General features: G+C 71.5%; 21 protein-coding genes. 16 read left to right on the top strand and 5 right to left on the bottom strand.

What is annotated here, in order from left to right:
* Positions 1–38: 38 nt before the first annotated feature.
* Positions 39–1,046, bottom strand: a complete 1,008-nt coding sequence (locus PX701_RS10020) for a LacI family DNA-binding transcriptional regulator (protein WP_231428719.1) — start codon at positions 1,044–1,046, stop codon at positions 39–41.
* Positions 1,047–1,298: 252 nt separating this feature from the next.
* Here PX701_RS10020 and PX701_RS10015 point away from each other — a divergent pair, with 252 nt between their 5' ends.
* The 8 genes from PX701_RS10015 (at position 1,299) to PX701_RS09980 (ending at position 11,313) form a co-directional block, all read left to right on the top strand.
* Positions 1,299–2,828, top strand: coding sequence for a sugar ABC transporter ATP-binding protein (locus PX701_RS10015; protein ID WP_231432183.1), 1,530 nt, complete (start codon positions 1,299–1,301; stop codon positions 2,826–2,828).
* The gene (locus PX701_RS10010) at positions 2,825–3,847 is read left to right on the top strand and encodes an ABC transporter permease (protein WP_231428720.1); all 1,023 of its coding nucleotides are present in this window, start codon (positions 2,825–2,827) and stop codon (positions 3,845–3,847) included. The genes PX701_RS10015 and PX701_RS10010 overlap by 4 nt, the downstream gene beginning before the upstream one ends.
* Positions 3,844–4,902, top strand: a complete 1,059-nt coding sequence (locus PX701_RS10005; RefSeq protein ID WP_231428721.1) for an ABC transporter permease — start codon at positions 3,844–3,846, stop codon at positions 4,900–4,902. Before PX701_RS10010 ends, PX701_RS10005 begins: the two co-directional genes overlap by 4 nt.
* A gap of 64 nt (positions 4,903–4,966) precedes the next feature.
* Positions 4,967–6,007 carry a rhamnose ABC transporter substrate-binding protein gene (gene rhaS, locus PX701_RS10000; RefSeq protein WP_231428722.1) on the top strand — a complete coding sequence of 347 codons (1,041 nt, stop codon included), beginning with the start codon at positions 4,967–4,969 and terminating at the stop codon, positions 6,005–6,007.
* A 102-nt stretch (positions 6,008–6,109) separates the two neighbouring features.
* Entirely contained in the window at positions 6,110–6,508 is a 399-nt protein-coding gene (locus PX701_RS09995) for an L-rhamnose mutarotase (RefSeq protein WP_231428723.1), read from the top strand.
* A 40-nt stretch (positions 6,509–6,548) separates the two neighbouring features.
* On the top strand, positions 6,549–7,715 hold the full coding sequence (gene rhaI, locus PX701_RS09990) for an L-rhamnose isomerase (RefSeq protein ID WP_231428724.1): 1,167 nt from the start codon (positions 6,549–6,551) through the stop codon (positions 7,713–7,715).
* 99 nt (positions 7,716–7,814) lie between these two features.
* Positions 7,815–9,851, top strand: coding sequence for a bifunctional aldolase/short-chain dehydrogenase (locus PX701_RS09985; RefSeq protein WP_275506204.1), 2,037 nt, complete (start codon positions 7,815–7,817; stop codon positions 9,849–9,851).
* Between the two features lie 16 nt (positions 9,852–9,867).
* Positions 9,868–11,313, top strand: a complete 1,446-nt coding sequence (locus PX701_RS09980) for a rhamnulokinase (RefSeq protein ID WP_275506203.1) — start codon at positions 9,868–9,870, stop codon at positions 11,311–11,313.
* A gap of 37 nt (positions 11,314–11,350) precedes the next feature.
* Here the strand turns inward: PX701_RS09980 and PX701_RS09975 are convergent, their stop codons facing one another.
* Genes PX701_RS09975 through PX701_RS09965 form a run of 3 tightly spaced genes read right to left on the bottom strand, consistent with a single transcriptional unit; the run spans position 11,351 to position 14,675 of the window.
* Positions 11,351–12,496: a DmpA family aminopeptidase gene (locus PX701_RS09975; protein WP_275506202.1), complete on the bottom strand. Its 1,146-nt coding sequence runs from the start codon at positions 12,494–12,496 to the stop codon at positions 11,351–11,353.
* Complete coding sequence (locus tag PX701_RS09970) at positions 12,493–13,173, bottom strand: TetR/AcrR family transcriptional regulator (RefSeq protein WP_231428728.1); 681 nt, start codon at positions 13,171–13,173, stop codon at positions 12,493–12,495. The genes PX701_RS09975 and PX701_RS09970 overlap by 4 nt, the downstream gene beginning before the upstream one ends.
* The gene (locus tag PX701_RS09965) at positions 13,173–14,675 is read right to left on the bottom strand and encodes an APC family permease (protein ID WP_275506201.1); all 1,503 of its coding nucleotides are present in this window, start codon (positions 14,673–14,675) and stop codon (positions 13,173–13,175) included. The genes PX701_RS09970 and PX701_RS09965 overlap by 1 nt, the downstream gene beginning before the upstream one ends.
* Positions 14,676–14,956: 281 nt before the next feature.
* Here PX701_RS09965 and PX701_RS09960 point away from each other — a divergent pair, with 281 nt between their 5' ends.
* The gene (locus tag PX701_RS09960; protein ID WP_275506200.1) at positions 14,957–16,468 is read left to right on the top strand and encodes an APC family permease; all 1,512 of its coding nucleotides are present in this window, start codon (positions 14,957–14,959) and stop codon (positions 16,466–16,468) included.
* Positions 16,465–18,468, top strand: coding sequence for a primary-amine oxidase (locus PX701_RS09955; protein ID WP_374201053.1), 2,004 nt, complete (start codon positions 16,465–16,467; stop codon positions 18,466–18,468). The genes PX701_RS09960 and PX701_RS09955 overlap by 4 nt, the downstream gene beginning before the upstream one ends.
* A 298-nt stretch (positions 18,469–18,766) precedes the next feature.
* On the opposite strand, the gene PX701_RS09950 is transcribed toward PX701_RS09955, so the two are convergent.
* Positions 18,767–19,690, bottom strand: a complete 924-nt coding sequence (locus PX701_RS09950; protein WP_231428732.1) for a LysR substrate-binding domain-containing protein — start codon at positions 19,688–19,690, stop codon at positions 18,767–18,769.
* A gap of 118 nt (positions 19,691–19,808) precedes the next feature.
* On the opposite strand from PX701_RS09950, the gene PX701_RS09945 reads away from it, so the two are divergent.
* The 6 genes from PX701_RS09945 to PX701_RS09920 are packed head-to-tail and all read left to right on the top strand — an operon-like array spanning position 19,809 to position 25,064.
* Positions 19,809–21,137 (top strand): flavin-containing monooxygenase, encoded by a 1,329-nt coding sequence (locus PX701_RS09945; protein WP_275506199.1) that lies wholly within the window; start codon positions 19,809–19,811, stop codon positions 21,135–21,137.
* Positions 21,134–21,568 (top strand): RidA family protein, encoded by a 435-nt coding sequence (locus PX701_RS09940; RefSeq protein WP_231428734.1) that lies wholly within the window; start codon positions 21,134–21,136, stop codon positions 21,566–21,568. Before PX701_RS09945 ends, PX701_RS09940 begins: the two co-directional genes overlap by 4 nt.
* Positions 21,565–22,248 carry a DUF1028 domain-containing protein gene (locus tag PX701_RS09935; RefSeq protein ID WP_275506198.1) on the top strand — a complete coding sequence of 228 codons (684 nt, stop codon included), beginning with the start codon at positions 21,565–21,567 and terminating at the stop codon, positions 22,246–22,248. Before PX701_RS09940 ends, PX701_RS09935 begins: the two co-directional genes overlap by 4 nt.
* On the top strand, positions 22,241–23,452 hold the full coding sequence (locus PX701_RS09930) for a M20 family metallopeptidase (protein ID WP_420831072.1): 1,212 nt from the start codon (positions 22,241–22,243) through the stop codon (positions 23,450–23,452). Before PX701_RS09935 ends, PX701_RS09930 begins: the two co-directional genes overlap by 8 nt.
* Positions 23,449–24,930, top strand: a complete 1,482-nt coding sequence (locus PX701_RS09925) for an aldehyde dehydrogenase family protein (protein WP_275506197.1) — start codon at positions 23,449–23,451, stop codon at positions 24,928–24,930. Before PX701_RS09930 ends, PX701_RS09925 begins: the two co-directional genes overlap by 4 nt.
* Entirely contained in the window at positions 24,930–25,064 is a 135-nt protein-coding gene (locus PX701_RS09920; RefSeq protein WP_275506196.1) for a hypothetical protein, read from the top strand. The genes PX701_RS09925 and PX701_RS09920 overlap by 1 nt, the downstream gene beginning before the upstream one ends.
* Positions 25,065–25,068: the final 4 nt, after the last annotated feature.

The raw sequence follows: 25,068 nt of genomic DNA, 5'->3' as shown, positions 1-25,068 counted from the left end.
CGAACTGCTGCCCCGGCGCGCCGCGGCGCGCCCTGCCCTCACCCGGCGGTCGAGGCCCGCACCACGAGTTCGGGCTGGAACACCACCTGCTCGGGCGTGAAGTCGTCGTCGGCGTCGGCCTCGCGCAGCAGCAGGTCGACGGCGGTGTGCCCGATGAGGGCGGCGGGCTGCCGGATCGACGAGAGCGGCACGACCGCGGCGGCCGCGAAGTCGATGTCGTCGTAGCCGATGAGCGCGATGTCGCCGGGCACCTTCGCGTCGCCGCGCATCACGAGGGCCTGCAGCACGCCCATCGCGAGCAGGTCGTTCGCGGCGAACACGGCGTCGGGCCGCTCGGCCGCGGGGCGCGCGCGCAGCACCTCGCCCGCGGCACGCCCCTGCAGCACGGTGAGGTTCTCGGTGGGCACGACCTCGAGCGAGGCATCCGGCACCTCGGCGACGGCTCGCCGGGCGCCCTCGAGGCGGTCGGCGACCTGGCGGATGCTCTCGGGTCCGCCGACGAACGCGATGCGCCGCCGGCCGAGCCCGAGCAGGTGCTCGGCGGCGAGCCGGCCACCGGCGATGTCGTCGACCGCGACTGACGAGAAGCTGCGGTCGTGGGCCTGCCGGTCGACGAGCACGACCGGGGTGCCGCGGTCGCGGAGGCGCTGCAGCCTCGGCAGGTCGTCGGCGAGCGGCGAGATGAGCACGCCGTGCACGCGCTGCTCCTCGAAGAGGTCGACGTAGACGCGTTCGCGTTCGATGTCCTCGTCGCTCGTGCCGAGCAGCACCGTCAGTCCGGCGTCGGCGGCGCGGGTCTCGGCGCCGCGGGCGACCTCCGTGAAGAACGGGTTGCGCACGTCGAGCACGACGAAGCCGATCGACCGGCTGCGTCCGGCTCGCAGCTGGCGGGCGGCGTCGTTGCGCACGAAGCCGAGCTCCTCGATCGCGGCGAGCACCCGCTCGACGGTCGCGGGGGCCACCTTGTCGGGGCGGTTGAGCACGTTCGAGACGGTGCCGACCGAGACCGACGCGGCGGCCGCGACGTCGCGAACACTGACTGCCATGGCCGTTCCTCCTCGTTTCGCACCGGCCCCGTCGGGTCGCTCGGCGTTGAACCGATTCGATCATGACATCGAATCCGGACCGTGAGCGGCGCGCGATATTGATTCGTTTCAATATCGTGACTTGACCACTCGTGCGACCTGACCTTACAGTAACCATGCATCGATTTTGAATCGATTCATAGCAGAGTCACTGCAGAGCGATCCCCCCGCTCCCACCTCGACGAGGAGGCCCCCGTGTCGGACACCCCGCGCATGACGGCGGACACCCCGCCCGCCCCCGCGGCGACCCCGCCCATGCTCGAACTCGAGAACGTCGCGAAGTCGTTCGGCGCCGTCGTCGCGCTGCGCTCCGGAAGCCTGCGGCTCGAGCGCGGCTCGATCCACGCGCTCATCGGCGAGAACGGCGCCGGCAAGTCGACGCTCGTGAAGATCGTCGCCGGGCTCTACCGCCGCGACGCCGGCGACTTCCGCCTCAACGGCGAGTCGGTCGACTTCGGCTCGACCGCCCAGTCGAAGGCCGCGGGCATCGCGGTCATCTACCAGGAGCCGACGCTCTTCCCCGACCTCACGGTCACCGAGAACGTCTTCATGGGCCGCCAGCCCGTCGGCCGGTTCGGCCGCATCGACCGCAAGGCCATGCGCGCCGAGGTCGAGCAGCTGTTCGCCCGGCTCGGCGTCGGCATCGACCCCGACCGGCCGGCCGAGGGCCTCTCGATCGCCGACCAGCAGGTCATCGAGATCGCGAAGGCGGTCTCGCTCGACGCGCGCGTGCTCATCATGGACGAGCCGACCGCCGCGCTCTCGGGCGTCGAGGTCGACCGACTCTTCCAGATCGCCCGCAGCCTGCGCGACGAGGGCCGCGCGCTCCTCTTCATCTCGCACCGCTTCGACGAGGTGTTCGCGCTCTGCGACACCGTCACGGTCATGCGCGACGGCGCCTACATCGCGACGACGCCCATCGGCGAGACCACGGTCGACGGGCTGGTCCGCCAGATGGTCGGCCGCGACGTGACCGACCTCTTCCCCAAGCTCCCGGCCGAGATCCGCGAGCCGCTGCTCGAGGTCGAGGGGCTGTCGAGCCCGTTGTTCCACGACATCTCGTTCACGGTCCGCGCGGGCGAGATCGTCGGCCTCGCCGGCCTCGTCGGCGCCGGCCGCAGCGAGGTGGCGCGCGCGGTCTTCGGCGTCGACGCCTACGACGAGGGCACGGTGCGGCTGGGCGGGCGGGCGATTCCGAAGAACCGGCCGGATGCCGCGATGCGGGCCGGTCTCGCACTCGTTCCCGAAGACCGCCGCAAGCAGGGGCTCGTGCTCGAGTCATCCGTCGCCCGCAACGTCACGCTCGCCATCCGCGAGACGATCGCGAAGGCCGGCCTCATCACCTCCGGCATGGAGAACCGTGCCGCGAAGGAGTGGGCGAGCCGGCTCGAGGTCAAGACGAACGCGCTGTCGACCGTGGCCGGCACGCTCTCGGGCGGCAACCAGCAGAAGGTCGTGCTCGGCAAGTGGCTCGCGACCGAGCCGAGGGTGCTCATCATCGACGAACCGACCCGCGGCATCGACATCGGCACGAAGTCCGAGGTGCACCGGCTGCTCTCCGAGCTCGCGGGCCGCGGCATGGGCATCCTCATGATCTCGTCCGAGCTGCCCGAGGTGCTCGGCATGGCCGACCGCGTGCTCGTCATGCGCGAGGGCCGCATCACCGCCGAGATCGACCGCGACGACGCGACGAGCGAGAACGTCATGTTCGCCGCGACCCACGCCCAGGGAGCCCACCAGTGACCGCCACCATCGAGAAGACCGCCGTCACGAAGCGGTTGCACGCCATCGGCGCCGTGCGCGAGTTCGGTATCCTGCTCGCCCTCGCGCTCGTCGTCCTCGCGGCGACGGTCGCGAATCCCAACTTCCTGTTCAGCGCCGACGGCTGGCGCGACCTGCTGCTGACCCCGTCGATCCTCGTGCTCGTCGCGATCGGCCAGGCGATCGTCATCATCACCCGCAACGTCGACCTCTCGGTCGGCTCGATCCTCGGCCTCTCCGCCTACCTCACGGGCCGGCTCTTCATCGACCTCCAGGGCATCCCGATCGTCGCGGTCTTCGTGATCGCGGTCGTGTTCGGGGGCCTCCTCGGCCTCGTCAACGGCGCGCTCGTCGCGTTCGCGAAGGTGCCCGCCATGGTCATCACGCTGGGCACGCTCTACGCCTACCGCGGCATCAACGTGCTGTGGACGGGCAGCGACCGCATCAACGCGTCGGACCTGCCGAAGGACTTCCTCGCGCTCGGCACCGGGCAGATCCTCTGGATCCCGATCCTCACGATCATCGCCGTCGTCGTGCTCGCCGTCACCGGCTGGATCATGAAGAACACCCGCGGCGGCCGCGAGTTCTACGCGATCGGCTCCGACCCCGCCGCGGCCGAGCTCTACGGCCTGCGCGTGACCCGCCGCCTGCTCATCGCGTTCGTCGTCTCGGGCGCCCTCGCCGGTCTCGCCGGCGTGCTCTACGCCGCCCGCTACGGCACGATCAACTCGCAGGCGGGTTCGGGCTGGGAGCTCGACGCGGTCGGCGCGGCCGTCATCGGCGGCGTCGCCATCACGGGCGGCGTCGGCTCGGTGTGGGGCGCCGCGATCGGCGCCTGGCTGCTGCTCACCATCAACCGGGCCCTGCCGATCCTCGGCATCCCCGACTTCTGGCAGCGCGCCGTCGTCGGCGCGCTCATCATCGGCGCCATCGTGCTCGACCGCGTGCTCGCCGTTCGACAGAGACGCAAGCTCCTCGAGGCGAGGGAGGACGACCGATGACCGCCACGACCACCGCGGCCGCCGCGATCGCGCGCAGCTACCGCGACTACGACCGTCCCCTCTGGCAGCGCGTGCTGCTCACCCGCGAGATGGCGATCATCGCCCTCGTCGTCCTCGTCTCGGTCGTCGCCGCGGCCACCGTGCGCGGATTCGGGCAGCCGATCACCGTCACCTACCTGCTGCTCGACGTGATGCCGATCCTGCTCATCGCACTGCCGATGACGCTCGTCATGATCACGGGCGAGATCGACCTCTCGGTCGCGAGCATCGTCGGCCTCTCGAGCGTGCTCACCGGTGTGCTCACCGCGGGCGGACTGCCGTTCGAGGTCGCCGCCGTCGTCGCGCTCGTGGCCGGCGCGGTGTGCGGCGCGGTCAACGGCTTCCTCGTGACCGTCGTCGGCCTGCCGTCGCTCGCGGTCACGATCGGCACGCTCGCCCTCTTCCGCGGACTCGCCGTGGGCCTGCTCGGCACGACCGCGATCACCGACTTCCCCGACTTCTGGACCGACCTCGCGAAGGCGCGCGTCGGCGGCAGCAACGTTCCGGTCGTGCTGTTCGTGTTCCTCGTGCTGCTCGTCGTGTTCATCGTGCTGCTGCACTTCACGCCGTTCGGCCGCGGCATCTACGCGATCGGCCTGTCGAAGGCGGCGGCCCGGTTCTCGGGCGTGCACGTCGAGCGCACGAAGTTCGTGCTGTTCGTGCTCGCCGGCACGATCTCGGCGCTCGCGGGCGTCTTCTACACGCTGCGCTTCGGCAGCGCCCGCGGCGACAACGCGACGGGCCTCGAACTGCAGGTCATCGCCGCCGTCGTGCTCGGCGGGGTCTCGGTCTTCGGCGGTCGCGGCGCCATCCACGGCGTCATCGCCGGCGTGCTGCTCATCGGCGTGCTCTCGAGTGCGCTGCGGCTCGCCAACGTCACGAGCGACGTCATCAACATCATCACCGGAGCGCTGCTCGTGCTCTCGGTGGTGGCCACCAGCTTCCTGGCCTGGCTGCGCAAGCGCCGGAAGGCACCAGGGGGAACACCGCGCATCGAGGCCTCCACAGCAGGGTGACCGGGCCGCGCGAACCGTCGAGGCGATCACTCGTCGACCTCATCCGATGAAGGGAAGAACAACGATGTTTCAGAAGAAGACCCGCGCCGGTGCGCTGACCGCGGTCGTCGCGGCCGCCGCACTGGTGCTCACCGGCTGCGCCGTCGACAGCGGCACCGACGGCGGCGGCTCGACCGACGGCGGCGATTCCGCGAACCTCGCGATCACGTTCCTGCCGAAGAACCTCGGCAACCCGTACTTCGACACCTCGTCGGCGGGCGCCAAGGAGGCCATCACCGAGTTCGACGGCACGTTCGCCGAGGTCGGCCCCGCCGAGGCGACGCCCGACGCGCAGGTGAGCTACATCAACACGCTCACCCAGCAGGGCGTCGGCGCGATCGCCGTGTCGGCGAACGACCCCGAGGCCATCTGCGACGCGCTGAACGAGGCCCGCGACGCCGGCATCAAGGTCGTCACCTTCGACTCCGACACGAACGCCGAGTGCCGCGACCTGTTCATCAACCAGGCCACCGCCGAGGGCATCGCCAAGGTGCAGGTCGACGAGATCACCGAGCAGATCGGCGACGAGGGCGAGATCGCGATCCTGTCGGCGTCGGCGAACGCGACGAACCAGAACGCGTGGATCGAGCTCATGAAGGAGGAGCTCGCCGCGAACCACCCGAACGTGAAGCTCGTCGACACCGTCTACGGCGACGACGACGACCAGACCTCGTTCGACAAGACCGCGGCACTGCTGCAGACGCACCCGAACCTCAAGGGCATCATCTCGCCCACGACGGTCGGCATCGCCGCGGCGGCCCGCTACCTCTCCACCTCGGAGTACAAGGGCAAGGTCGCGCTGACCGGCCTCGGCACCCCGAACCAGATGCGCGAGTACGTCGAGGACGGCACCGTCACCTCGTTCGCGCTGTGGAACCCGGCCGACCTCGGCTACCTCGCCGCGTACGCGTCGAAGGCGCTCATCGAGGGCGAGATCACGGGTGAGGAGGGCGACTCGTTCGAGGCCGGCAAGCTCGGCGACTACGAGGTCGGCGCCGACGGCGTCGTGCTGCTCGGCGACCCCTACGTGTTCGACGCCGAGAACATCGGCGACTTCGACTTCTGAGCCGTCGGAACACCGTTGAACGAGGGTGCGGGCCGTACCGGCCGGCACGGCCCGCACCCTCCCGGCACAGACCGGACCAGACCGAAGAGAGGAGCGCTCGACATGGCTTCCGAATCGCGCCCCGAGCGCATCTGCTTCCAGCTGCAGGTCGACCCCGCACGCCTCGACGAGTACCGCGAGCGGCACGCCGCGGTCGACCCCGAGATGCTCCGCGCCATCGAGGCCTCGGGCCGGCGCAACTACTCGCTGTACCTGCGCGACGACGGCCTGCTCATCGGCACCTACGAGACCGATGACGACGAGGCATCCCAGGCGGCCCTCGCGGCCGACCCGCGCACCGCCGCATGGGAGGCGGAGATGGCCCCCTTCTTCGTCGCCCTCGACGGCACCCGCCCCGACCAGGGCGCCCCCCGACTCCCCGAGGTGTTCCACCTCGAAGACCAGCTCGCACGGCTCGACGCCGATACCGGCGCCGACCCCGCGAGCCCGACGACCCGCTGACGCGGCATCCGACCGCCCTTCTCACGAAAGCAGGACCACAGTGAGCATCCTCACCGACGACATCACGGGGCAGCTCGCCGCGCAGGCCATCGAGCTGCCGAGCTGGGCCTTCGGCAACTCCGGCACGCGCTTCAAGGTGTTCACGACGCCCGGCACGCCGCGCGACCCGTTCGAGAAGATCGCGGATGCCGCGCAGGTGCACCGCTACACGGCGCTCGCACCGACCGTGGCGCTGCACATCCCGTGGGACCGCGTCGACGACTACGAGGCGCTGAAGCGGCACGCCGAAGACCACGGCGTCGAACTCGGCACGATCAACTCGAACACCTTCCAGGACGACGACTACAAGTTCGGCGCCCTCACCCATGAAGACCCGGCGGTGCGCCGAAAGGCGATCGACCACCACTTCGAGTGCATCGACATCATGCACGCGACCGGCAGCCGCGACCTCAAGATCTGGCTCGCCGAGGGCTCGAACTACCCGGGCCAAGCCGACCTGCGCGGACGGCAGGACCGCCTGCACGAGTCGCTGCAGGAGATCTACGCCCGGCTCGGCGACCAGCAGCGCCTCGTGCTCGAGTACAAGTTCTTCGAGCCGGCGTTCTACCACACCGATGTCCCCGACTGGGGCACGAGCTACGCGCAGGTCGCCGCGCTCGGCGAGCAGGCCATGGTCTGCCTCGACACCGGCCACCACGCCCCCGGCACGAACATCGAGTTCATCGTCATGCAGCTGCTGCGCCTCGGCAAGCTCGGGTCGTTCGACTTCAACTCGCGCTTCTACGCCGACGACGACCTCATCGTGGGCGCCGCCGACCCGTTCCAGCTGTTCCGCATCATCTTCGAGGTGATCCGCGGCGGCGGCTTCAACCACCCCGACGTCGCGTTCATGCTCGACCAGTGCCACAACGTCGAAGACAAGGTGCCGGGCCAGATCCGCTCGGTGCTCAACGTGCAGGAGATGACGGCGCGCGCCCTGCTCGTCGACGCCGAGGCGCTGCGCGCTGCGCAGGTCTCGGGCGACGTGCTCGAGGCCAACCGCGTCTTCATGGACGCCTTCTACACCGACGTGCGTCCCGCCCTCGCCGAGTGGCGCGAGTCGCGGGGCCTGCCCGCCGACCCCATGCGGGCGTTCGCCGAGTCGGGCTACCTGCAGCAGATCGCGGCCGACCGCGTCGGCGGCGTGCAGGCCGGCTGGGGCGCGTAGGCCCGCCACGAGGCATCCGGGATGCCTCGGCAGGCCCACGAACCGACGGCGTCGCGGCCCGCTCGACCACCGAACCCCACAGATCTCGAAGGAACCACCATGACGAACCCCGCAGCCGCCGAGCTCATCGCGCGGTCGAACCGACTCGGGGCCGACCCGAAGAACACGAACTACGCCGGCGGCAACACGTCGGCGAAGGGCACCGAGACCGACCCGGTCACCGGCGAGCCCGTCGAGCTGCTGTGGGTCAAGGGCTCGGGCGGCGACCTCGGCACGCTCACCGAGCAGGGCCTCGCGGTGCTGCGCCTCGATCGGCTGCAGGCGTTGCAGGGCGTCTACCCGGGCGTCGACCGCGAGGACGAGATGGTCGCCGCGTTCGACTACTGCCTGCACGGCAAGGGCGGTGCGGCCCCCTCGATCGACACGGCGATGCACGGCCTCGTCGACGCGGCGCACGTCGACCACCTGCACCCCGACTCGGGAATCGCGATCGCGACCGCGGCCGACGGCGAGCAGCTGACCGCGACGGTCTTCGGCGACAAGGTCGTGTGGGTGCCGTGGCGACGCCCCGGGTTCCAGCTCGGCCTCGACATCGCCGCGATCAAGGCCGCGAATCCGCAGGCGGTCGGCTGCATCCTCGGCGGGCACGGCATCACGGCGTGGGGCGACACCTCCGACGAGGCCGAGGCGAACTCGCTCTGGATCATCGACACCGCCGCGGCCTACCTCGCCGAGCACGGCGACCCGCAGCCGTTCGGCGGCGTGCGCCCCGGCTTCGAGGCGCTGCCCGAGGTCGAGCGATGCGAGCGGGCGGCCGCCCTCGCGCCCACGATCCGCGGCATCGCGTCGCACGACAAGCCGATGGTGGGCCACTTCACCGATGCCGACGTCGTGCTCGACTTCCTCGCGTCGGAGAAGGCGCCCGCCCTCGCCGCGCTCGGCACGAGCTGCCCCGACCACTTCCTGCGCACGAAGGTCAAGCCGCTGCTGCTCGACCTGCCCGCGACCGCGGCGGCCGACGAGCAGATCGCCCGCCTGCACGAGCTGCACGCCGAGTACCGCGCCGACTACCAGGCGTACTACGACGCCCATGCGACGGCCGACTCCCCCGCGATCCGCGGCGCCGACCCGCTCATCGTGCTGGTGCCCGGCGTCGGCATGTTCTCGTACGGGGCGAACAAGCAGACCGCCCGCGTGGCCGGCGAGTTCTACGTCAACGCGATCAACGTGATGCGCGGGGCCGAGTCGGTGTCGACCTACTCCCCCATCTCCGACGCCGAGAAGTTCCGCATCGAGTACTGGGCGCTCGAGGAGGCCAAGCTCCAGCGGATGCCGAAGCCCAAGACCCACCAGGGCCGCATCGCGTTCGTCACGGGCGCTGCGTCGGGCATCGGCAAGGCCATCGCCACCCGGCTCGCGGCCGAAGGCGCGTGCGTCGTCGTCGCCGACCTCGACCTCGAGAAGGCGCAGGCCGCCGCCGCGGAGCTCGGCACGGCCGACGTCGCGATCGGCGTCGCGGCGAACGTCGCCGACGCCGCCGCCGTGCAGGCCGCGCTCGACGAGGCGGTGCTCGCGTTCGGCGGCATCGACCTCGTCGTGAACAACGCCGGCCTCTCGCTCTCCAAGCCGCTCCTCGAGACCACCGAGGCCGACTGGAACCTGCAGCACGACGTCATGGCCAAGGGCTCGTTCCTGGTCTCGAAGGCCGCGGCGCGCGTGCTCATCGACCAGAAGCTCGGCGGCGACGTCATCTACATCTCCTCGAAGAACTCCGTCTTCGCCGGCCCCAACAACATCGCCTACTCGGCGACGAAGGCCGACCAGGCCCACCAGGTGCGCCTGCTCGCGGTCGAGCTCGGCGAGCACGGCGTGCGCGTCAACGGCATCAACCCCGACGGCGTCGTGCGCGGTTCCGGCATCTTCGCCTCGGGCTGGGGCGCGAACCGCGCCGCGACCTACGGGGTCGAGGAGGAGGACCTCGGCCAGTTCTACGCGAACCGCACCATCCTCAAGCGCGAGGTCGTGCCCGAGAACGTCGCCGACGCCGTCTACGTGCTCACGGGCCCCGAGCTGAGTCGCACCACCGGGCTCCACATCCCCGTCGACTCCGGCGTCGCCGCCGCGTTCCTGCGATGACCGGCGGAGCACGGCGATGACGACCCCGGGCTCGGTCGCCGCGGTCGACCTGGGCGCGACGAGCGGCCGGGTCGTGGTCGGCCACGTCGACCAGTCGGCCGGGCGGCTCGACCTCGAGCAGGTCGCCCGCTTCCCGAACGGCCCCGTGCGCCTCGCCTCGGGCCTGCACTGGGATGTCACGGGGCTCTACCGCGACCTGACGCACGGCCTCGCCGAGGCGTTCCGCCTCGAGCCCGGCATCTCGTCGATCGGCGTCGACTCGTGGGCGGTCGACTACGGCCTGCTGCGCGGCGACCGGATGCTCGGCGAGCCGTTCCACTACCGCGACGAACGCAACGAGCGGGCCGTCGCCGCCGTGCACGCGGCGGTGCCGCCCGCGGAGCTCTACCGGCGCAACGGCCTGCAGTTCCTGCCGTTCAACACCCTCTACCAGCTCACCGCCGAACGCGAGTCCGGATGCCTCGGGCTCGCCGACACGCTCCTGCTGGTCCCCGATCTCATCGGCTTCCAGCTCACCGGCGCGAAGGTCGCCGAGCGCACGAACGCCTCGACCACGGGGCTCGTCGGACTCGCGACCGGCGAATGGGACACCGAGCTCCTCGAGCGGCTCGGGCTCGAGGCATCCCTGCTGCCCCCGCTCGTGCCGCCGGGCACGGTCGTCGGGCCGCTGCACCCGGCCGTCGCGACCGAGCTCGGAGCGCCCGACGGGCTCGACGTCGTCGCGGTCGGTTCGCACGACACGGCCTCGGCCGTGGTCGCCGTGCCGATGCGGGCCGAATCGGCCGCGTACATCTCGTGCGGCACCTGGGGGCTCGTCGGCGTCGAGCTCGAGGCACCGGTCACGAGCGATGCGGCCCGGGCCGCGAACTTCACGAACGAGGGCGGCGTCGACGGGCGGGTGCGGTTCCTGCACAACGTCATGGGCCTGTGGCTGCTCAGCGAGTCGGTGCGCTGGTGGGAGCGCGACGGCTCGCGCATCGTGCTCCCGGAGCTCCTGGATGCCGCGGCCGCCGTCGATCGCCCGGTGGCGCTGTTCGACGCGAACGACCCCCGCTTCCTGGCGCCCGGCGACCTGCCCGGTCGCATCGCCCGGTGGTGCGCCGAGTACGGCGTCGCCGCCCCGCAGACCCGCGCCGAGTTCGCCCGGTCGATCATCGAGAGCCTCGCCCAGGCCTTCGCCGACGCGGTGCGCGAGGCGTCGATCCTGTCGGGCGTCGACGTGTCGACGATCCACGTCGTCGGCGGCGGCGCGCTCAACGAGCTGCTCTGCCGGCGGACCGCCGACCGTGCCGGCATTCCCGTGCTCGCGGGCCCCGTCGAGGCGACCGCGATCGGCAACGTGCTCGTGCAGGCGCGGGCCCAGGGGTTCGCCTCCGGCGACCTCGAGTCGCTGCGCGCGCTCGTCGCGCGCGCGTTCGAGCCCGTGCGGTACGAGCCGCGTGCGAGCCGGCACGGCGGCTGAGTTCGCGCTCCCCGGGCCGGCGCCGCCGCGCAACCCCTCAGGCCCCGCCGAACGCCGCCCTGACCTCGTCGTGCGGCAGCGCGTAGGAGGCGTGCCCCTCGCGCCCGACGGTGTCGCGGGCGGCGACGAGCGCGTTGAGCACGGCCTCCTCGGTCGCCTCGACGACGGCCTCGTAGAACGGGTCGATGCTGCCCCACGCGACGTGCTCGAGCTGCTCGACCCGGACCTCGCCGTGGCCCATGCGCGACGCGAGCGCCCCTTCGTTCGCGGTCGAGAACGCGAGGAAGATGTCGCCCGAGAAGTGGCTGCCGGTCGTGCCCGTCCGGGCGAGTCCGAGCGGCACCCGGCGCGCGAGCGCACGGCACTGGTCGGGCAGCATCGGCGCGTCGGTCGCGACGACGACGATCACGCTGCCGGCGCCGGCCACGGCGCGAGCGGGCACGGACGCGCCGGCCGTGCCGGTGTCGCGCTCGAACCAGTCGGTCGACTCCAGCGGGTTCGGGGCCTTGGAGTCGCGGCCGAGCGGCCGGCCGGCGACCCGCAGCTCCCTGCGCGAGCCGAAGTTCGCCTGCAGCAGCACGCCGACGGTCCAGGTGCGCTCGCCCGACCGCACGATGCGCGATGCGGTGCCGGTGCCGCCCTTGAAGCCGTAGCAGTTCATGCCGGTGCCGCCGCCGACGCTCCCCTCCTCGATCGGGCCCGTGGCCGAGGCATCCAGCGCCTCGATCGCATGCCCGGGGGTCACCGTGTCGGCGTTGATCGAGTTCAGGTAGCCGTCCCAGGTCTCGCCGACGACGGGCAGCATCCACTGCGCGGCGGTGACGGGGTCGTGCTCGGCCAGCCACCGGTCGATGCCCCGGTGCACGGCGCCGACGGCGTGCGAGTTGGTGATCGCGACCGGCGTCTGGAACTGACCGGCCTCCTCGATCCAGCTGCGGCCGGTCAGCTCGCCGTTGCCGTTGAGCACGGCGACGCCGGCGGCGCACGGAACCCCGGGTGCGCCCTTGCCGCGCGGCAGTATCGCGGTCACCCCGGTGCGCGCGACGACCGGGTCGTCGGCGACGATCGTCGCGTACCCGACCTCGAGGCCGGGCACGTCGGTGATCGCGTTCCAGCGCCCCGGCTCGCCGTCGAACGGGATGCCGAGGTCGCGGGCGCGGGGCGCGGAGGGCAGGTCGGTCACAGCGGATCCTTCGGTGTCTCGTCGTGGTCGGCGGCAGCCGCATCGGCGTCGCGGTCGGCATCGCCGGCTCCGCCGGCGGCATCCCCGCCGAGGTCGCAGTCGAGCGCGAGCTCCGCGTACCGCACCGTGCACTCGAGGTAGCGGCCCCGCTCCCAGTTGTCGGGGTTCAGCAGGTAGAGGTCGTAGGCGTCCTCGAGGGCGACGAGGTTCGACGCGATCATGTCGGCGGGCATCCGCGGGCGGAACGCGCCGAGCGCGACCCCGACCTCGATGTTCGTGCGGTAGAGCGCGACCTGGCGCTCGAGCAGCACCGCCATGTGCAGCCGGTACTGCGGGTGGTCGCGCAGGGTGGCGGACGCCTCGTACGTGATGCGCAGGTCGTCGCTGATGACCTCGGGGATGCCGGCCTCGATGGTCGCGCGCAGTCGCTCGACCGGATCGGTGATGCCGTCCACGAGCGCGTGACGGCGCTCGATGAACTCGTCGATCGCCCCGCGCACGGCGGTCTCGACGAGGTGGTCGAAGCTGTCGAAGTGGTAGAGCACGCTGCCCGAGCTCACCTCGGCCCGCTCGGCCACCGACCGCACGCTCGCACCGGCGATGCCGCGCTCGCTGATGACCTGGCTCGCCGCGCGGAGCAGGTCCCGCTTGCGCTGCTGCACCTTCTCTGCCGCCACTACCGGACCTCCGCGTTCTCCGGTTCGACGGTGCGCTCCGGTGCTACGACGGTAACCGACCGGGTGAGGGCGGCATAGCGCTCGGGCGAGCGGCGCTTCATGACGAGGCCGACCACGATGCCGATGACGAAGACGGCCGGCACGCACCCGATGAGCGCCCAGTTCACGACGGGGTCGGTGAAGCCCGAGACGAGGTCGAAGTTGGTGATGATCACGACGAACGCGACGAGCAGGCCGACGGCGCCGAGCACGGGCGCCACGAGCACCCGCCACACCCCGTGGCCGCGGCGGTCCTTCCAGAAGAAGCCGATCACCGAGACGGCGGCGACGCCTTGGGCGAAGATGAGGCCCGCGACGCCGATGGCGTAGGTCCACAGGCCGAGCCCGAGGAAGGGATCGGCGCCCGAGAGGGCGCCCACGAGCACCGCGATGAGGCAGATCGCCGTGAGCGTGATGCTCGCGACGTGCGGCGACTGCATGCGCGGGTGGGTGCGGGCGAGCGGGGTGGGCAGGAGGCGCTCGCGCCCGAGCGAGAACAGGTACCGCGAGCAGGCGTTGTGGAAGGCGAGCGTGCATGCGAAGAAGCTCGTGACGATCAGCACCTCGAGCACGACGCCGGCCCACGCGCCGAGCGCGTTCTCGCCGGCGATGACCTGCATCTCCTCGAAGTTCTCGGAGTTCGCGAGCGCGATGACGCCGTCGGCGCCGAAGGCGACCGTGAGCGCCCAGAACGTGAACGCGTAGAAGATGCCGAGGAACGCGATCGCGATGTACGTCGCCCGCGGCACGGTGCGGTCGGGGTCCTTCGCCTCCTCCGCGTAGATGACGGTGCCCTCGAAGCCGAGGAACGCGCCGAACCCGAAGACGAACAGCGCGCTCGCGCCGGCCGCGAAGAACACGTTCTGGGGGTCGAACGAGGCCGCCGTCGCCTCGCCGATCGTGCCGCCGTTCTGCACGATGATCGCGACCGCGATGACGAGCAGGATCGCGATCTCGGCGCTCAGCAGCACGGCGAGCACCTTGGCGCCGACGTCGATGCGGCGGTAGCCGAGGTAGCCGATCACGAGCACCGAGACGACCGACCAGACGCCCCACGGCAGGTCGAACCCGAAGAGGTTCGCGAAGGTGAGGTTCGCGTAGAAGCCGAGCAGTGCGTAGAAGCAGATGCAGAGGAACGCGTAGGCGACGATCGTCGTGAAGGCGACGCCGATGCCCACGGGCTTGCCGAGGCCGGCGGCCGCGTACGCGTAGAACGCGCCCGTGTTGCGCACGAACCGCGACATCGCGGTGAACCCGATCGCGAACAGGATCAGCACGACGCCGCTCGCGAGCATCGCGCCGGGCGCGCCGACACCGCCGACGAGGAACGCCAGCGGCGCCGAGCTGACCGCGACGGTGAGCGGCGCGGCGGCCGACACGACGAAGAAGACGATGTCGAAGGTGCCGAGCCTGCCCTTGGCGAGGCCGGCGTTCTCGGATGTCTCGGTGGGTGCGTTCGTCATCGGGGGACCTTCCATGGCACGACGTTGTGGTGTGAAGACTGAACAACCGTATCGTTTTAGGTTCCGCTGTCAAGCGATGATTGCATTTGATGCCCCGCATGAAGCTATACGATCGTGCAAAACACCTGGCATCAATTGAACTGATCTGGTGGAGCGAAGACATGTATTGGCGCGATCGACACGGCTGCGCTTGACTCGTCACGCGGTCAGCCCCATCGGTGCAACGGAGCATCGGTCGGCCCGCGATCCCCCAGGCCATGAGACGGACAGAGGAGTCCTCGATGAGCGCACAGCTTGAGACCTCGAACCTCAGGACCCAGCACTTCCGCAAGACGCTGGGCCGCGCCGACATCGTGCTGATGTCGATCAGCGCGATCATCGCGATCGACACGATCGCCCTGATCGCGGGCGCCGGTGCCGAGGCGTTCACCTGGACGCTCGTGATCGGCATCACGTTCCTGTTCCCGTACGCGCTCGTGATCGCCGAGCTCGGCAGCGCGTTCCACGAGGAGGGCGGCCCGTTCGTCTGGGTGCGCCTCGCCTTCGGCAAGCTCACCGCGGCCGTGGCGACGATGTTCTACTGGATCACCAACCCGCTCTGGATGGGCGGGTCGCTCGTCTTCATCTCGGCCGCGACGTGGGACGCCTACATCTCGCCGCTGCCGCCGGGCAGCGTCGGCGACTACGTGTTCAAGATCGCGTTCATCTGGCTCGCGATCGCCACCGCGGTGATCGGGCTCCAGTACGGCAAGCACATCCTCGCCGCCGGCGCGATCGTCAAGGTGGGCCTGCTCGCGATCTTCGTCATCACGGTCGTGCTCTACGGCCTGCGCTACGGCATCAACGGCTTCGCCGCCGGCGACTTCTCGCCGACGACGGCGGGCTTCCTCGCGGTGACGCCCGTCATCCTCTTCGCCGTCGTGGGCTTCGAGGCCCCCAACGGCGCGGCCGAGGAGATGCGCAACCCGCAGCGCGACGTCCCGCGGGCGATCGCGGCCTCGGGCACCATCTCGATGCTCTGCTACCTCGTGCCGATCTTCGCGCTGCTCGCGGTCGTGCCGGCCGACAGGATCGAGGGCGCCGGCGGCTTCCTCGAGGCGCTCCGCGAGGTGTTCAAGGTCTACGGCGGCGCCTCGGAGCCCATCATGATGGTCGCCGGCCTCCTGTTCGTGTTCATCGCGTTCACGCAGGCCAGCGCCTGGATGATCGCCTCCGACCGGGTGCAGGCGGCGGCCGGTGCCGACGGCGCCTTCTTCCGCTACTTCGGCAAGTTCTCCGAACGCCTCGGCACCCCGGTGCGCATGAACCTGCTGAGCGGCATCGTCGCCACCGTCTTCTGCCTCGCGGCGACCGTGCTGCTCGAGGGCAGCGCCGCGACGATCTTCACGATCGTGCTCATCGTCGCGATCTCGACGCTGCTGCTCTCGTATCTCGTCATCTTCCCGACGATCATCGTGCTGCGGCGCAAGTACGCCGACGTCGAGCGCCCCTTCCGGGTGCCCGGCGGCAAGGCCGGCCTGTGGGTGTCGTTCGCCCTCATCTACGCATGGGTGCTGCTGGGTTCGTGGGTCGCCGTCTTCCCGGGTACGCTCGAACCCCTGTTCGGACTCGAGTACGACTTCATCGACGTCTGGGGCGTCGACCAGCTGGTCTTCGAGACCTTCACGATCGGCACCCTCGTCGTCATCGCACTGCTCGCGGTCGTCGGCTACTTCTGGCAGCGCAGCCGCGACCGGGCGACCGACCTCGACGTGATCGACGAACTCGACGTCCTCGAGGGGACCGCCTCATGAACCCGACCGCACTCATCCACGCAGAGACGGAGAGCCCAGTGACCGACCTCGCCACCCCGACCATCCGGCGGGTGCACCCGCTCGATCCGCTCGGCGCCGACGAGATCGTCGCCGCGCGCGACCTGCTCGTCGCCGAGGGCCGGCTCCGTGACACGGTCCGCGTCGCCTACCTCTCGCTCAAGGAACCCGCGAAGCGCGCTGTCGCGGCCGGCCTCGAGCCCGGTGGTACCGTCCCGCACCGCGAGGCCCGCGCCATCCTGCTCGACACCGCGACGGGCGAGACCACCGACCTCGTGCTCGACCTCACCGCCGGCGCGATCACGGCCTCGGTCGCGGTCGACCCGGCCGTCGCCGGACAGGCGCCGGTGCTGCTCGAGGAGTTCGACGCGATCGAGGAGATCCTGGCCGCCGACGAGGGCTGGATCGCCGCCCTCGCCTCACGCGGGCTCACCCCCGACCGGGTGCGGGTCGCCCCCCTCTCGGCGGGCATCTTCGACTACCCCGGCGAGGAGGGCAAGCGCCTGCTGCGAGGGCTCGCATTCGTCGAGCGCGAGCCGGGCGACTACGCCTGGGGCCACCCGGTCGACCAGCTCGTCGCCTTCGTCGACATGATCGAGCGCCGCGTCGTGCGCATCATCGACGACGGGCCGGCCGAGATCCCGCTCGACAACGGCAACTTCGAGGACCCCGAGCTCACGGGACCGCTGCGAACCGACCTCAAGCCGCTCGTCATCAGCCAGCCCGAGGGGCCGAGCTTCTCGCTCGACGGCAACGTGCTGAGCTGGCAGAAGTGGGACCTGCACGTCGGCTTCGACGCGCGCGAGGGCCTCGTGCTCAGCCGCATCGGCTTCGACGACCGCGGTCGCCGGCGCTCGATCATCGACCGCGCCTCGATCGCCGAGATGGTCGTGCCCTACGGCGACCCGGCGCCCTACCGCTCGTGGCAGAACTACTTCGACACTGGCGAGTACCTCGTCGGCCGCGACGCGAACTCGCTCGAGCTCGGCTGCGACTGCCTCGGCGAGATCACGTACCTGACGCCGGTCGTCGCCGACGACTTCGGCAACCCGCGCGAGATCCCGCAGGCGATCTGCATCCACGAGGAGGACTTCGGCCTGCTGTGGAAGCACACCGACGGCTGGGCCGGGCACAAGTCGACGAGGCGCCAGCGCCGGCTCGTCGTGAGCTTCTTCACCACCGTCGGCAACTACGACTACGGCTTCTACTGGTACTTCTACCTCGACGGCACCATCGAGTTCGAGGCCAAGGCGACGGGCATCGTGTTCACCGCGCGGTATCCCGGCAAGGGCTACCCCTACGCGTCGGAGATCGCGCCCGGGCTCGCCGCGCCGTACCACCAGCACCTGTTCTGCGCCCGGCTCGACATGGCCGTCGACGGCGACGCCAACGCCGTGCACGAGCTCGACCTGCAGCGCGTGCCGAAGGGCGAGGGCAACCCGCACGGCAACGCCTTCACCCGCTCGCGGCGCGTGCTCGCGAGCGAGTCGGAGGGGCGGCGCAGGGCCGACGGCTCGGTCGGCCGGGTCTGGGAGATCGTCAACACCGAGAAGACGAACGTCGTCGGCGAGCCCGTCGCGTACACGCTCTTCCCCGAGGGGCAGCCGACGCTCGCCGCGGCCGACGACTCGTCGATCAGCCGCCGCGCGGCGTTCGCGACCGAGCACCTGTGGGTCACGCGCTTCGCCGAGGACGAGCGCTACCCCGCGGGCGACTTCGTGAACCAGAGCATCGGCTCGCCGGGCCTGCCCGAGTACGTCGCGGCCGACCGCGACCTCGACGGGCACGACCTGGTCGTCTGGCACAGCTTCGGCCTGACCCACTACCCGCGGGTCGAGGACTGGCCGATCATGCCGGTCGACTACACGGGCTTCACGCTGAAGCCGACGGGCTTCTTCGACCAGAACCCGGCGCTCGACGTGCCGCCGTCGCAGCCGGCCACGGGCCACTGCGGCGCCGACGGCGACGCCTGTCACTGCTGACGGCTGACGGCTGACGGCCGACGGCTGACGGCTGACGGCTGCGATCGGCGGGTCGGCGGGGTGTGCACTCCCCTGCCGGCCGCCGCGCCGTCGCGTGAAAACAGGAGAATCCGACACGCACCCCTGGCATACGGGCCTACCCGCCGAAATATCCTGCTCAAGGCCACGGATGCTGTCGCCCCAGCCGAGCCCGGCCGCCCCATGAACGGGCCTGCCTGTCGAAATATCCTGCACAAGGCCCGGATGCCGCCACGCGCGCCCGGCGGCGGGCACGCGTGCACCCGTCACCCGCCCGCCCCTACCCCCGCGGCGCCCCGAACAGCTCGCGCGCGAGGGTCGCGACGACCCGCGCCCGCGCCGTCGGCCGCACCCCGGCGACGCGCACGAGGCACACGTCGAGCGGCGCCACGTCGTCGGCGATCGCCACGGCCCGGAGTTCGCCGCCGTCGTAGGTCTGGGGCGATCGCGGCACCTGGTTGAGGATCGAGTAGCCCTGTCCGCGCGCCACGAGCGAACGCACGGTCTCGTAGCTGCGCGAGCTGTAGCGGATCTGCGGCTCGACACCCGCCGCGGCGAGCATGCCGAGGAAGTACTCGCGCGAGTGCGGCATGTCGAGCAGTACGAGGTCCTGCCCGGCGAGCGCCGAGAGCTCGATGCGCTCGCTCGCCGCGAGCGGGTGGTCGGCCGGCAGGATCACGTGGGGCGGCGCCGAGAAGAGGTGGTCGAACGACAGGTCGTGGAGCTGCCCGAAGTCGTAGGCGATTGCCGCCTCGACCGAGCCGTTGAGCAGCATCGCGACGGTGCCGTCGGCGTCGGCCTCGAAGACCTCGATGCGCAGGCGGGGGTGCTCCGCCTCGACGCGCGAGATGAGCGTCGGCAGCACGAACGGCGCGAGCGTCACGAAGCACGCGAGCCGCAGGGTGCCGCGCACGTCGTGGTGATGGCCGCGCACGGCGTCGGCCATCTCGTCGACCTGGGCGAGCAGCGAGTGCGCGTCGCGCAGCAGCTGCTCGCCGGCTTCGGTGAGCGCGAGGCCCTTGCTGCGCTGCCGCACGAACAACTGCACGCCGAGGGTGCGTTCGAGCTGCGCGATCGCGGTCGAGACTGCCGACTGGGCGACATGCAGGTCGACTGATGCCTCGGTCATCGACCGCTTGGTCGCGGCCGCGACGAAGTACCGCAGCTGCACCAGGGTCAGGTCCGATCGGCCGAGTCGTGCCATGCGACGAGTGTATCAATCGATCTGATGCACTGCCTCAGCATTGTCTGGTTTACAGATGCAATGGCGTTTCCTAGCCTGATTCCACCGGTGAAGACGCCGGTCGGAATGGAGTTTCGGCATGTCGAGTCACGAGGTCGACGTGGTCGTCGTCGGCGCAGGCCAAGCGGGCATCGCGATGAGCGAGCACCTGAGCGCACGCGGCGTCACGCACGTCGTGCTGGAGCGCGACCGGATCGCCGAACGGTGGCGCACCGGGCGCTGGGACTCGCTCGTCGCGAACGGTCCCGCCTGGCACGACCGGTTCCCCGGCCTCGAGTTCGCCGGCCTCTCCCCCGACGCGTTCGCGTCGAAGGACCGGGTCGCCGAGTACTTCGTTGAGTACGCGCAGTTCATCGCCGCCCCGGTGCGCACCGGTGTCGAGGTCGTCTCGGTGCGTCGGCGCGACGGCGAGCCCGGCTTCGACGTCGACACCACCGACGGCTCGTACGTCGCCCGCTTCGTCGTGGCCGCGACCGGTCCCTTCCAGAAGCCCGTCATCCCGGCGATCGTTCCGGACGGCGCGCGCGTGCACCAGCTCCACTCGAGCTCGTACCGCAACCCGCAGCAGCTGCCCGACGGCGGCGTGCTCGTGATCGGGGCCGGCTCGTCGGGCGTGCAGATCGCCGACGAACTGCGCGCCGCCGGACGGCAGGTGCACCTCGCCGTCGGCCCCCACGCCCGCCCGCCCCGCGCCTACCGCGACCGCGACTTCTGCTGGTGGCTGGGGGTCCTGGGCAAATGGGATGCCTCGGCTCCCGCCGCCGGCGCGGAGCACGTGACGATCGCCGTGAGCGGGGCGCGCGGCGGCCACACCGTCGACTTCCGCCGCCTCGCCGCCGACGGCATCACCCTCGTCGGCCGTGCGAACGCGTACGACGACGGCGTCATGCACTTCGCCCCCGACCTCGCCGCGAACATCGCGGGCGGCGACGCCGACTACCTGGCGCTCCTCGACGAGGCCGACGCCTACGTCGAGCGCAACGGCCTCGACCTCCCCGAGGAGCCCGAGGCGCGCCGCCTCGGCCCCGACCCGGCGTGCGTCACCGACCCGGTGCTCGAGCTCGATCTCGCCGCCGCGGGCGTCACCTCGATCGTGTGGGCGACCGGGTTCGCGGCCGACTACGGCTGGCTCGAGGTCGACGCGTTCGACGAGCGCGGCCGGCCCCGCCACCAGCGCGGCGTCTCGGTCGAGCCCGGCGTGTACTTCCTCGGCCTGCCGTGGCAGTCGCGCCGCGGGTCGAGCTTCATCTGGGGCGTGTGGCACGACGCCAAGTACGTGGCCGACCAGATCGGCATCCAGCAGAGCTACCGCGCCTACGACGAGGCGGCCTCGGTGACGACCGCGGCCGCAGCCGAGGCCTGCGCCCCCGACGTCGCCGCCCTCACCACGACAGGAGCCCTCCGTTGACCACGCACACTCGCATCCGGCCCTTCAACACGAAGGTCACGTACCCCGAGCAGAACCTCGACAACGACCTCTGCCAGGCCGTCGTCGCCGGCGGGGTCGTCTACCTCCGCGGCCAGATCGGGCAGGACCTCGAGACGCGCGAGTCGGTCGGCATCGGCGACGTCGAGGCGCAGGCCGAGCAGGCCATGGCCAACATCGCGATGCTCCTCGAGGAGGCCGGGTCGTCGCTCGACGACATCGTGAAGGTCGTCGTCTACCTGATCGACCCCCGCTACCGCGAGCCCGTCTACCGGGTCATGGGGCGCTGGCTGAAGGGCGTCTTCCCGGTCTCGACCGGACTCGTGGTGAGCGCGCTCGCGCGCCCCGAGTGGCTCGTCGAGATCGATGCGACTGCGGTCATCAGCACCCGCACCGAAGGAGCCGGCGCATGACCTTCTCGATCGTCGCCCGGGATGCCTCGGGCGCCATCGGCTCCGCCATCTGCTCGTCGTCGCCCGCGGTCGCCGCCCGCTGCGTGCACCTCGCCGACGGCGTCGGCGGCGTCAACTCGCAGAACGTCACCGACCCGAGGCTCGGATCTGCCGTGCTCGAGCGGCTCGCCGCGGGCGACTCGGCCGCCGAGGCGCTCGCCGCCGTCGCCGACGGCCGCGAGCACCTCGAGTTCCGCCAGCTCCTCGTCGTCGACGCCGAGGGCCGCACCGCCGTGCACTCGGGGCAGCGTGCGCTGGGCGTGTTCGCCGACGCCCAGGGCGGTGCACGGGGCGACGGCGTCGCCGCCGGCGGCAACATGCTGGCGTCGGCCGACATCCCCGCGGCGATGGTGGTGCGGTTCGAACAGACCGAGGGCGATCTCGAGATGCGCCTCCTCGCGGCGCTGCGCGCCGCGATCGACGCGGGCGGCGAGGCCGGGCCCGTGCACTCCGCCGGGCTCTCGGTCGTGCGCGGCAACGGCTGGCGGGTCACCGACCTGCGGGTCGACTGGGTCGACGACGACCCGATCGGCGAGCTCGGACGACTCGTCGAGGTCTGGCTGCCGCAGCGCGACGACTACGTCACGCGCGCGCTCGACCCGTCGGCCGCGCCGTCGTACGGGGTGCCCGGCGATGAGTGAGTCGGTCGCAGCGGCGAGCGCCGCCGCCACGATGAACGCGAGCGTCGCGATGAAGCGAGCCGCGGATGCGGCGGTCGCCGAGGCCTCCGCCTCGCTCGTCGCCCTCTCCGACACGCTGCACGCCCACCCCGAGACGGCCTGGCAGGAGCACCGCGCTGCCGGCTGGGTCGGCGACGCGCTCGCCGCCGCGGGGTTCGACGTCACGCCGGCCTACCTCGGCTACGACACCGCCCTGCTCGCCGAGGCGGGCAGCGGGCCGGTGACGATCGGCATCATGGCCGAGTACGACGCGCTGCCCGGGCTCGGGCACGCGTGCGGGCACAACCTCATCGCGGCGAGCGCGGTCGGCGCCGGGCTCGCGCTCGCGCGGGTCGCCGACGAGCTGGGCATCACGGTGCGGGTCTACGGCACCCCGGCCGAAGAGGGCGGCGGCGGCAAGATCGAGCTCATCGAGGCGGGCGCGTTCGGCGACCTCGACCTCGCGATGATGGTGCACCCGGGGCCCGTCGATGTCGCCGAGGCGCGGCCGTTCGCCGTCTCGCACAGCCACGTCGCCTACGACGGCGTCTCGGCGCACGCGGCGGCCTACCCCGACGACGGCGTCAACGCGAACGACGCGTTCCTCGTCGCGCAGGTCGCGATCGGCCTGTTGCGCCAGCAGCTGCCCGCCGACACGCGGGTGCACGGCATCCAGACCCTCGGCGGCTTCGCGCCGAACGCGATCCCCGAGCGCACCGAGGGCCGCTGGTACGCGCGCGCGAGCTCGCTCGCCGAGCTCGAGGTGCTGGAGGAGCGCGTGCGCCGCTGCTTCGAGGCGGGAGCGCTCGCCTCGGGCGCGAGCCTCACGATCACGCCCGAGTCGAAGCCCTACGCCGAGTTCCGCACCGACGAGCGGGCGCTCGCGGCCTACCGGGCGAACGCGCTCGAGCGCGGCCGCGTCTTCGCCGACCCGCTCGTGGCCGGACGCATGAACCGCGCCTCGACCGACATGGGCAACGTGTCGCAGCTCGTGCCCGCGATCCACCCGTACATCGGGGTCGGCTCGCTGCCGCACACCAACCACCAGAAGGAGTTCGCGGCGGCCTGCGTCGGCGCTGCCGCCGAACGCGCCCTCACCGACGCCGCCGTCCTGATGGCCTGGACGGCGATCGACGTCGTCACCTCGGACGACCCCGCCTCGAACCCCCGGGAGCACGCATCATGACCACCATCGACTGGGCGGCGCGCAGCCGCGAACTCGCGATCGACGGCCGCGCGGTCATCGACGGCCGGCGGGTGGATGCCTCGGAGGGCGCCACGATCCCGGTGATCAGCCCGGGCTCGCTCACCCACCTCGCAGACCTCGCCGCGGGCACCGAGCGCGATGTCGACCTCGCCGCCGACCGTGCCAGGCAGGCGTTCGACGACGGCCGCTGGAGCCGCCTCGACGCGGCCGAGCGCGGGCGCGTGCTGGTGCGCCTCGCCGACCTCATGATGGAGCACCTCGACGAGCTCGCCCTGCTCGAGACGCTCGACTCGGGCAAGCCGATCGCGCAGACCCGCGTCGTCGACGTACCGGGCGCCGCCGCGACGTTCCGCTGGTACGGCGAGCTCGCCGACAAGCGGTTCGACGAGATCCCGTCGACCCCGCCCGGCTCGACGGCACTCGTGCGCCGGGTTCCGCTCGGCGTCGTCGGTGCGATCGTGCCGTGGAACTACCCGCTCGAGATCGCCGCGTGGAAGCTCGCGCCGGCCCTCGCGTCGGGCAACAGCGTGGTGCTGAAGCCCGCGACCGAGACATCCCTCACGGCGCTGCGGCTCGCCGACCTCGCGCTCGAGGCGGGCATCCCCGCGGGCGTGCTCAACGTCGTCCCGGGTCGCGGCTCGACCGTCGGCGGGCGCATCGCACGGCATCCCGGTATCGACGTGCTCGCGTTCACGGGGTCGACCGCCGTCGCCAAGCAGCTCATGGTCGATGCCGGCACCTCGAACATGAAGCGCGTCGCGCTCGAGGCGGGCGGCAAGAGCTCGAACCTCGTCTTCGCCGACGCCGACCTCGGACTCGCCGCCGCGAAGGCGGCCTTCGGTGCGTTCTACAACCAGGGACAGGTGTGCTCGGCGAACTCGCGCATCCTCGTCGAGCGGAGCGCCCACGACGAGTTCGTGCAGCTCCTGACCGAGGCATCCCGTGCCTACGAGCCGAGCGACCCGCTCGCAGGCGCCGACGGCAACGGCAGCCTCATCAGCCGGGCGCACGCCGACGACGTCGGCGCGGCGATCGCGCTCGCGGCCGGCGACGGCACGCTCGTCAGCGGCGGTGAGCGCGTGACGATCACCGGCTCCGACGCCTACCTGCGGCCTGCGATCGTGACCGGCCTCGCCGCCGACCACGACCTGCATCGCGTCGAGGTGTTCGGCCCGCTCGTGGCGGTGCTGCCGTTCGACGGCGAGGACGAGGCCGTGCGGCTCGCGAACGCCACCGACTACGGGCTCGCCGCCTCGCTGTGGACGACCGACCTCGCTCGCGCGCACCGCCTCTCGGAGCGGCTCGTCGCCGGCACCGTCTCGGTCAACACCGTCGACGCGCTCGGGCTGACGACGCCGTTCGGCGGCTTCCGGCAGTCGGGCTTCGGCCGCGACCTGTCGCGCCACGCCCTCGACAACTACACCGACTGGAAGACGACGTGGTTCCAGTGGGCGTGATGCGGGTCGCCGCCGTCGTCGTCGGGCGTCGTGCAGGGATCGGCAAGCTCCGGGCGGCGATGGGCAAGACCCCGGCCGACCCCGGTGGGAGGCTGGCACTCATCCAGCCGGGCACCGAGCCCTCGACGACGTGAGCCA

Source organism: Agromyces chromiiresistens (genome assembly GCF_029167465.1).
Lineage (GTDB): Bacteria > Actinomycetota > Actinomycetes > Actinomycetales > Microbacteriaceae > Agromyces > Agromyces chromiiresistens.
Note: the sequence above shows the minus strand (reverse complement) of the source record. Positions and strands in the feature narration are given on the sequence as shown.

Coding starts and splice junctions, on each gene's coding strand:
- PX701_RS10020 (WP_231428719.1), bottom strand. CDS start 1,046: ATGGCAGTCAGTGTTCGCGACGTCGCGGCCGCCGCGTCGGTCTCGGTC.
- PX701_RS10015 (WP_231432183.1), top strand. CDS start 1,299: ATGACGGCGGACACCCCGCCCGCCCCCGCGGCGACCCCGCCCATGCTC.
- PX701_RS10005 (WP_231428721.1), top strand. CDS start 3,844: ATGACCGCCACGACCACCGCGGCCGCCGCGATCGCGCGCAGCTACCGC.
- rhaS (WP_231428722.1), top strand. CDS start 4,967: ATGTTTCAGAAGAAGACCCGCGCCGGTGCGCTGACCGCGGTCGTCGCG.
- PX701_RS09995 (WP_231428723.1), top strand. CDS start 6,110: ATGGCTTCCGAATCGCGCCCCGAGCGCATCTGCTTCCAGCTGCAGGTC.
- PX701_RS09985 (WP_275506204.1), top strand. CDS start 7,815: ATGACGAACCCCGCAGCCGCCGAGCTCATCGCGCGGTCGAACCGACTC.
- PX701_RS09980 (WP_275506203.1), top strand. CDS start 9,868: ATGACGACCCCGGGCTCGGTCGCCGCGGTCGACCTGGGCGCGACGAGC.
- PX701_RS09965 (WP_275506201.1), bottom strand. CDS start 14,675: ATGACGAACGCACCCACCGAGACATCCGAGAACGCCGGCCTCGCCAAG.
- PX701_RS09960 (WP_275506200.1), top strand. CDS start 14,957: ATGAGCGCACAGCTTGAGACCTCGAACCTCAGGACCCAGCACTTCCGC.
- PX701_RS09955 (WP_374201053.1), top strand. CDS start 16,465: ATGAACCCGACCGCACTCATCCACGCAGAGACGGAGAGCCCAGTGACC.
- PX701_RS09950 (WP_231428732.1), bottom strand. CDS start 19,690: ATGGCACGACTCGGCCGATCGGACCTGACCCTGGTGCAGCTGCGGTAC.
- PX701_RS09945 (WP_275506199.1), top strand. CDS start 19,809: ATGTCGAGTCACGAGGTCGACGTGGTCGTCGTCGGCGCAGGCCAAGCG.
- PX701_RS09935 (WP_275506198.1), top strand. CDS start 21,565: ATGACCTTCTCGATCGTCGCCCGGGATGCCTCGGGCGCCATCGGCTCC.
- PX701_RS09930 (WP_420831072.1), top strand. CDS start 22,241: ATGAGTGAGTCGGTCGCAGCGGCGAGCGCCGCCGCCACGATGAACGCG.
- PX701_RS09925 (WP_275506197.1), top strand. CDS start 23,449: ATGACCACCATCGACTGGGCGGCGCGCAGCCGCGAACTCGCGATCGAC.
- PX701_RS09920 (WP_275506196.1), top strand. CDS start 24,930: ATGCGGGTCGCCGCCGTCGTCGTCGGGCGTCGTGCAGGGATCGGCAAG.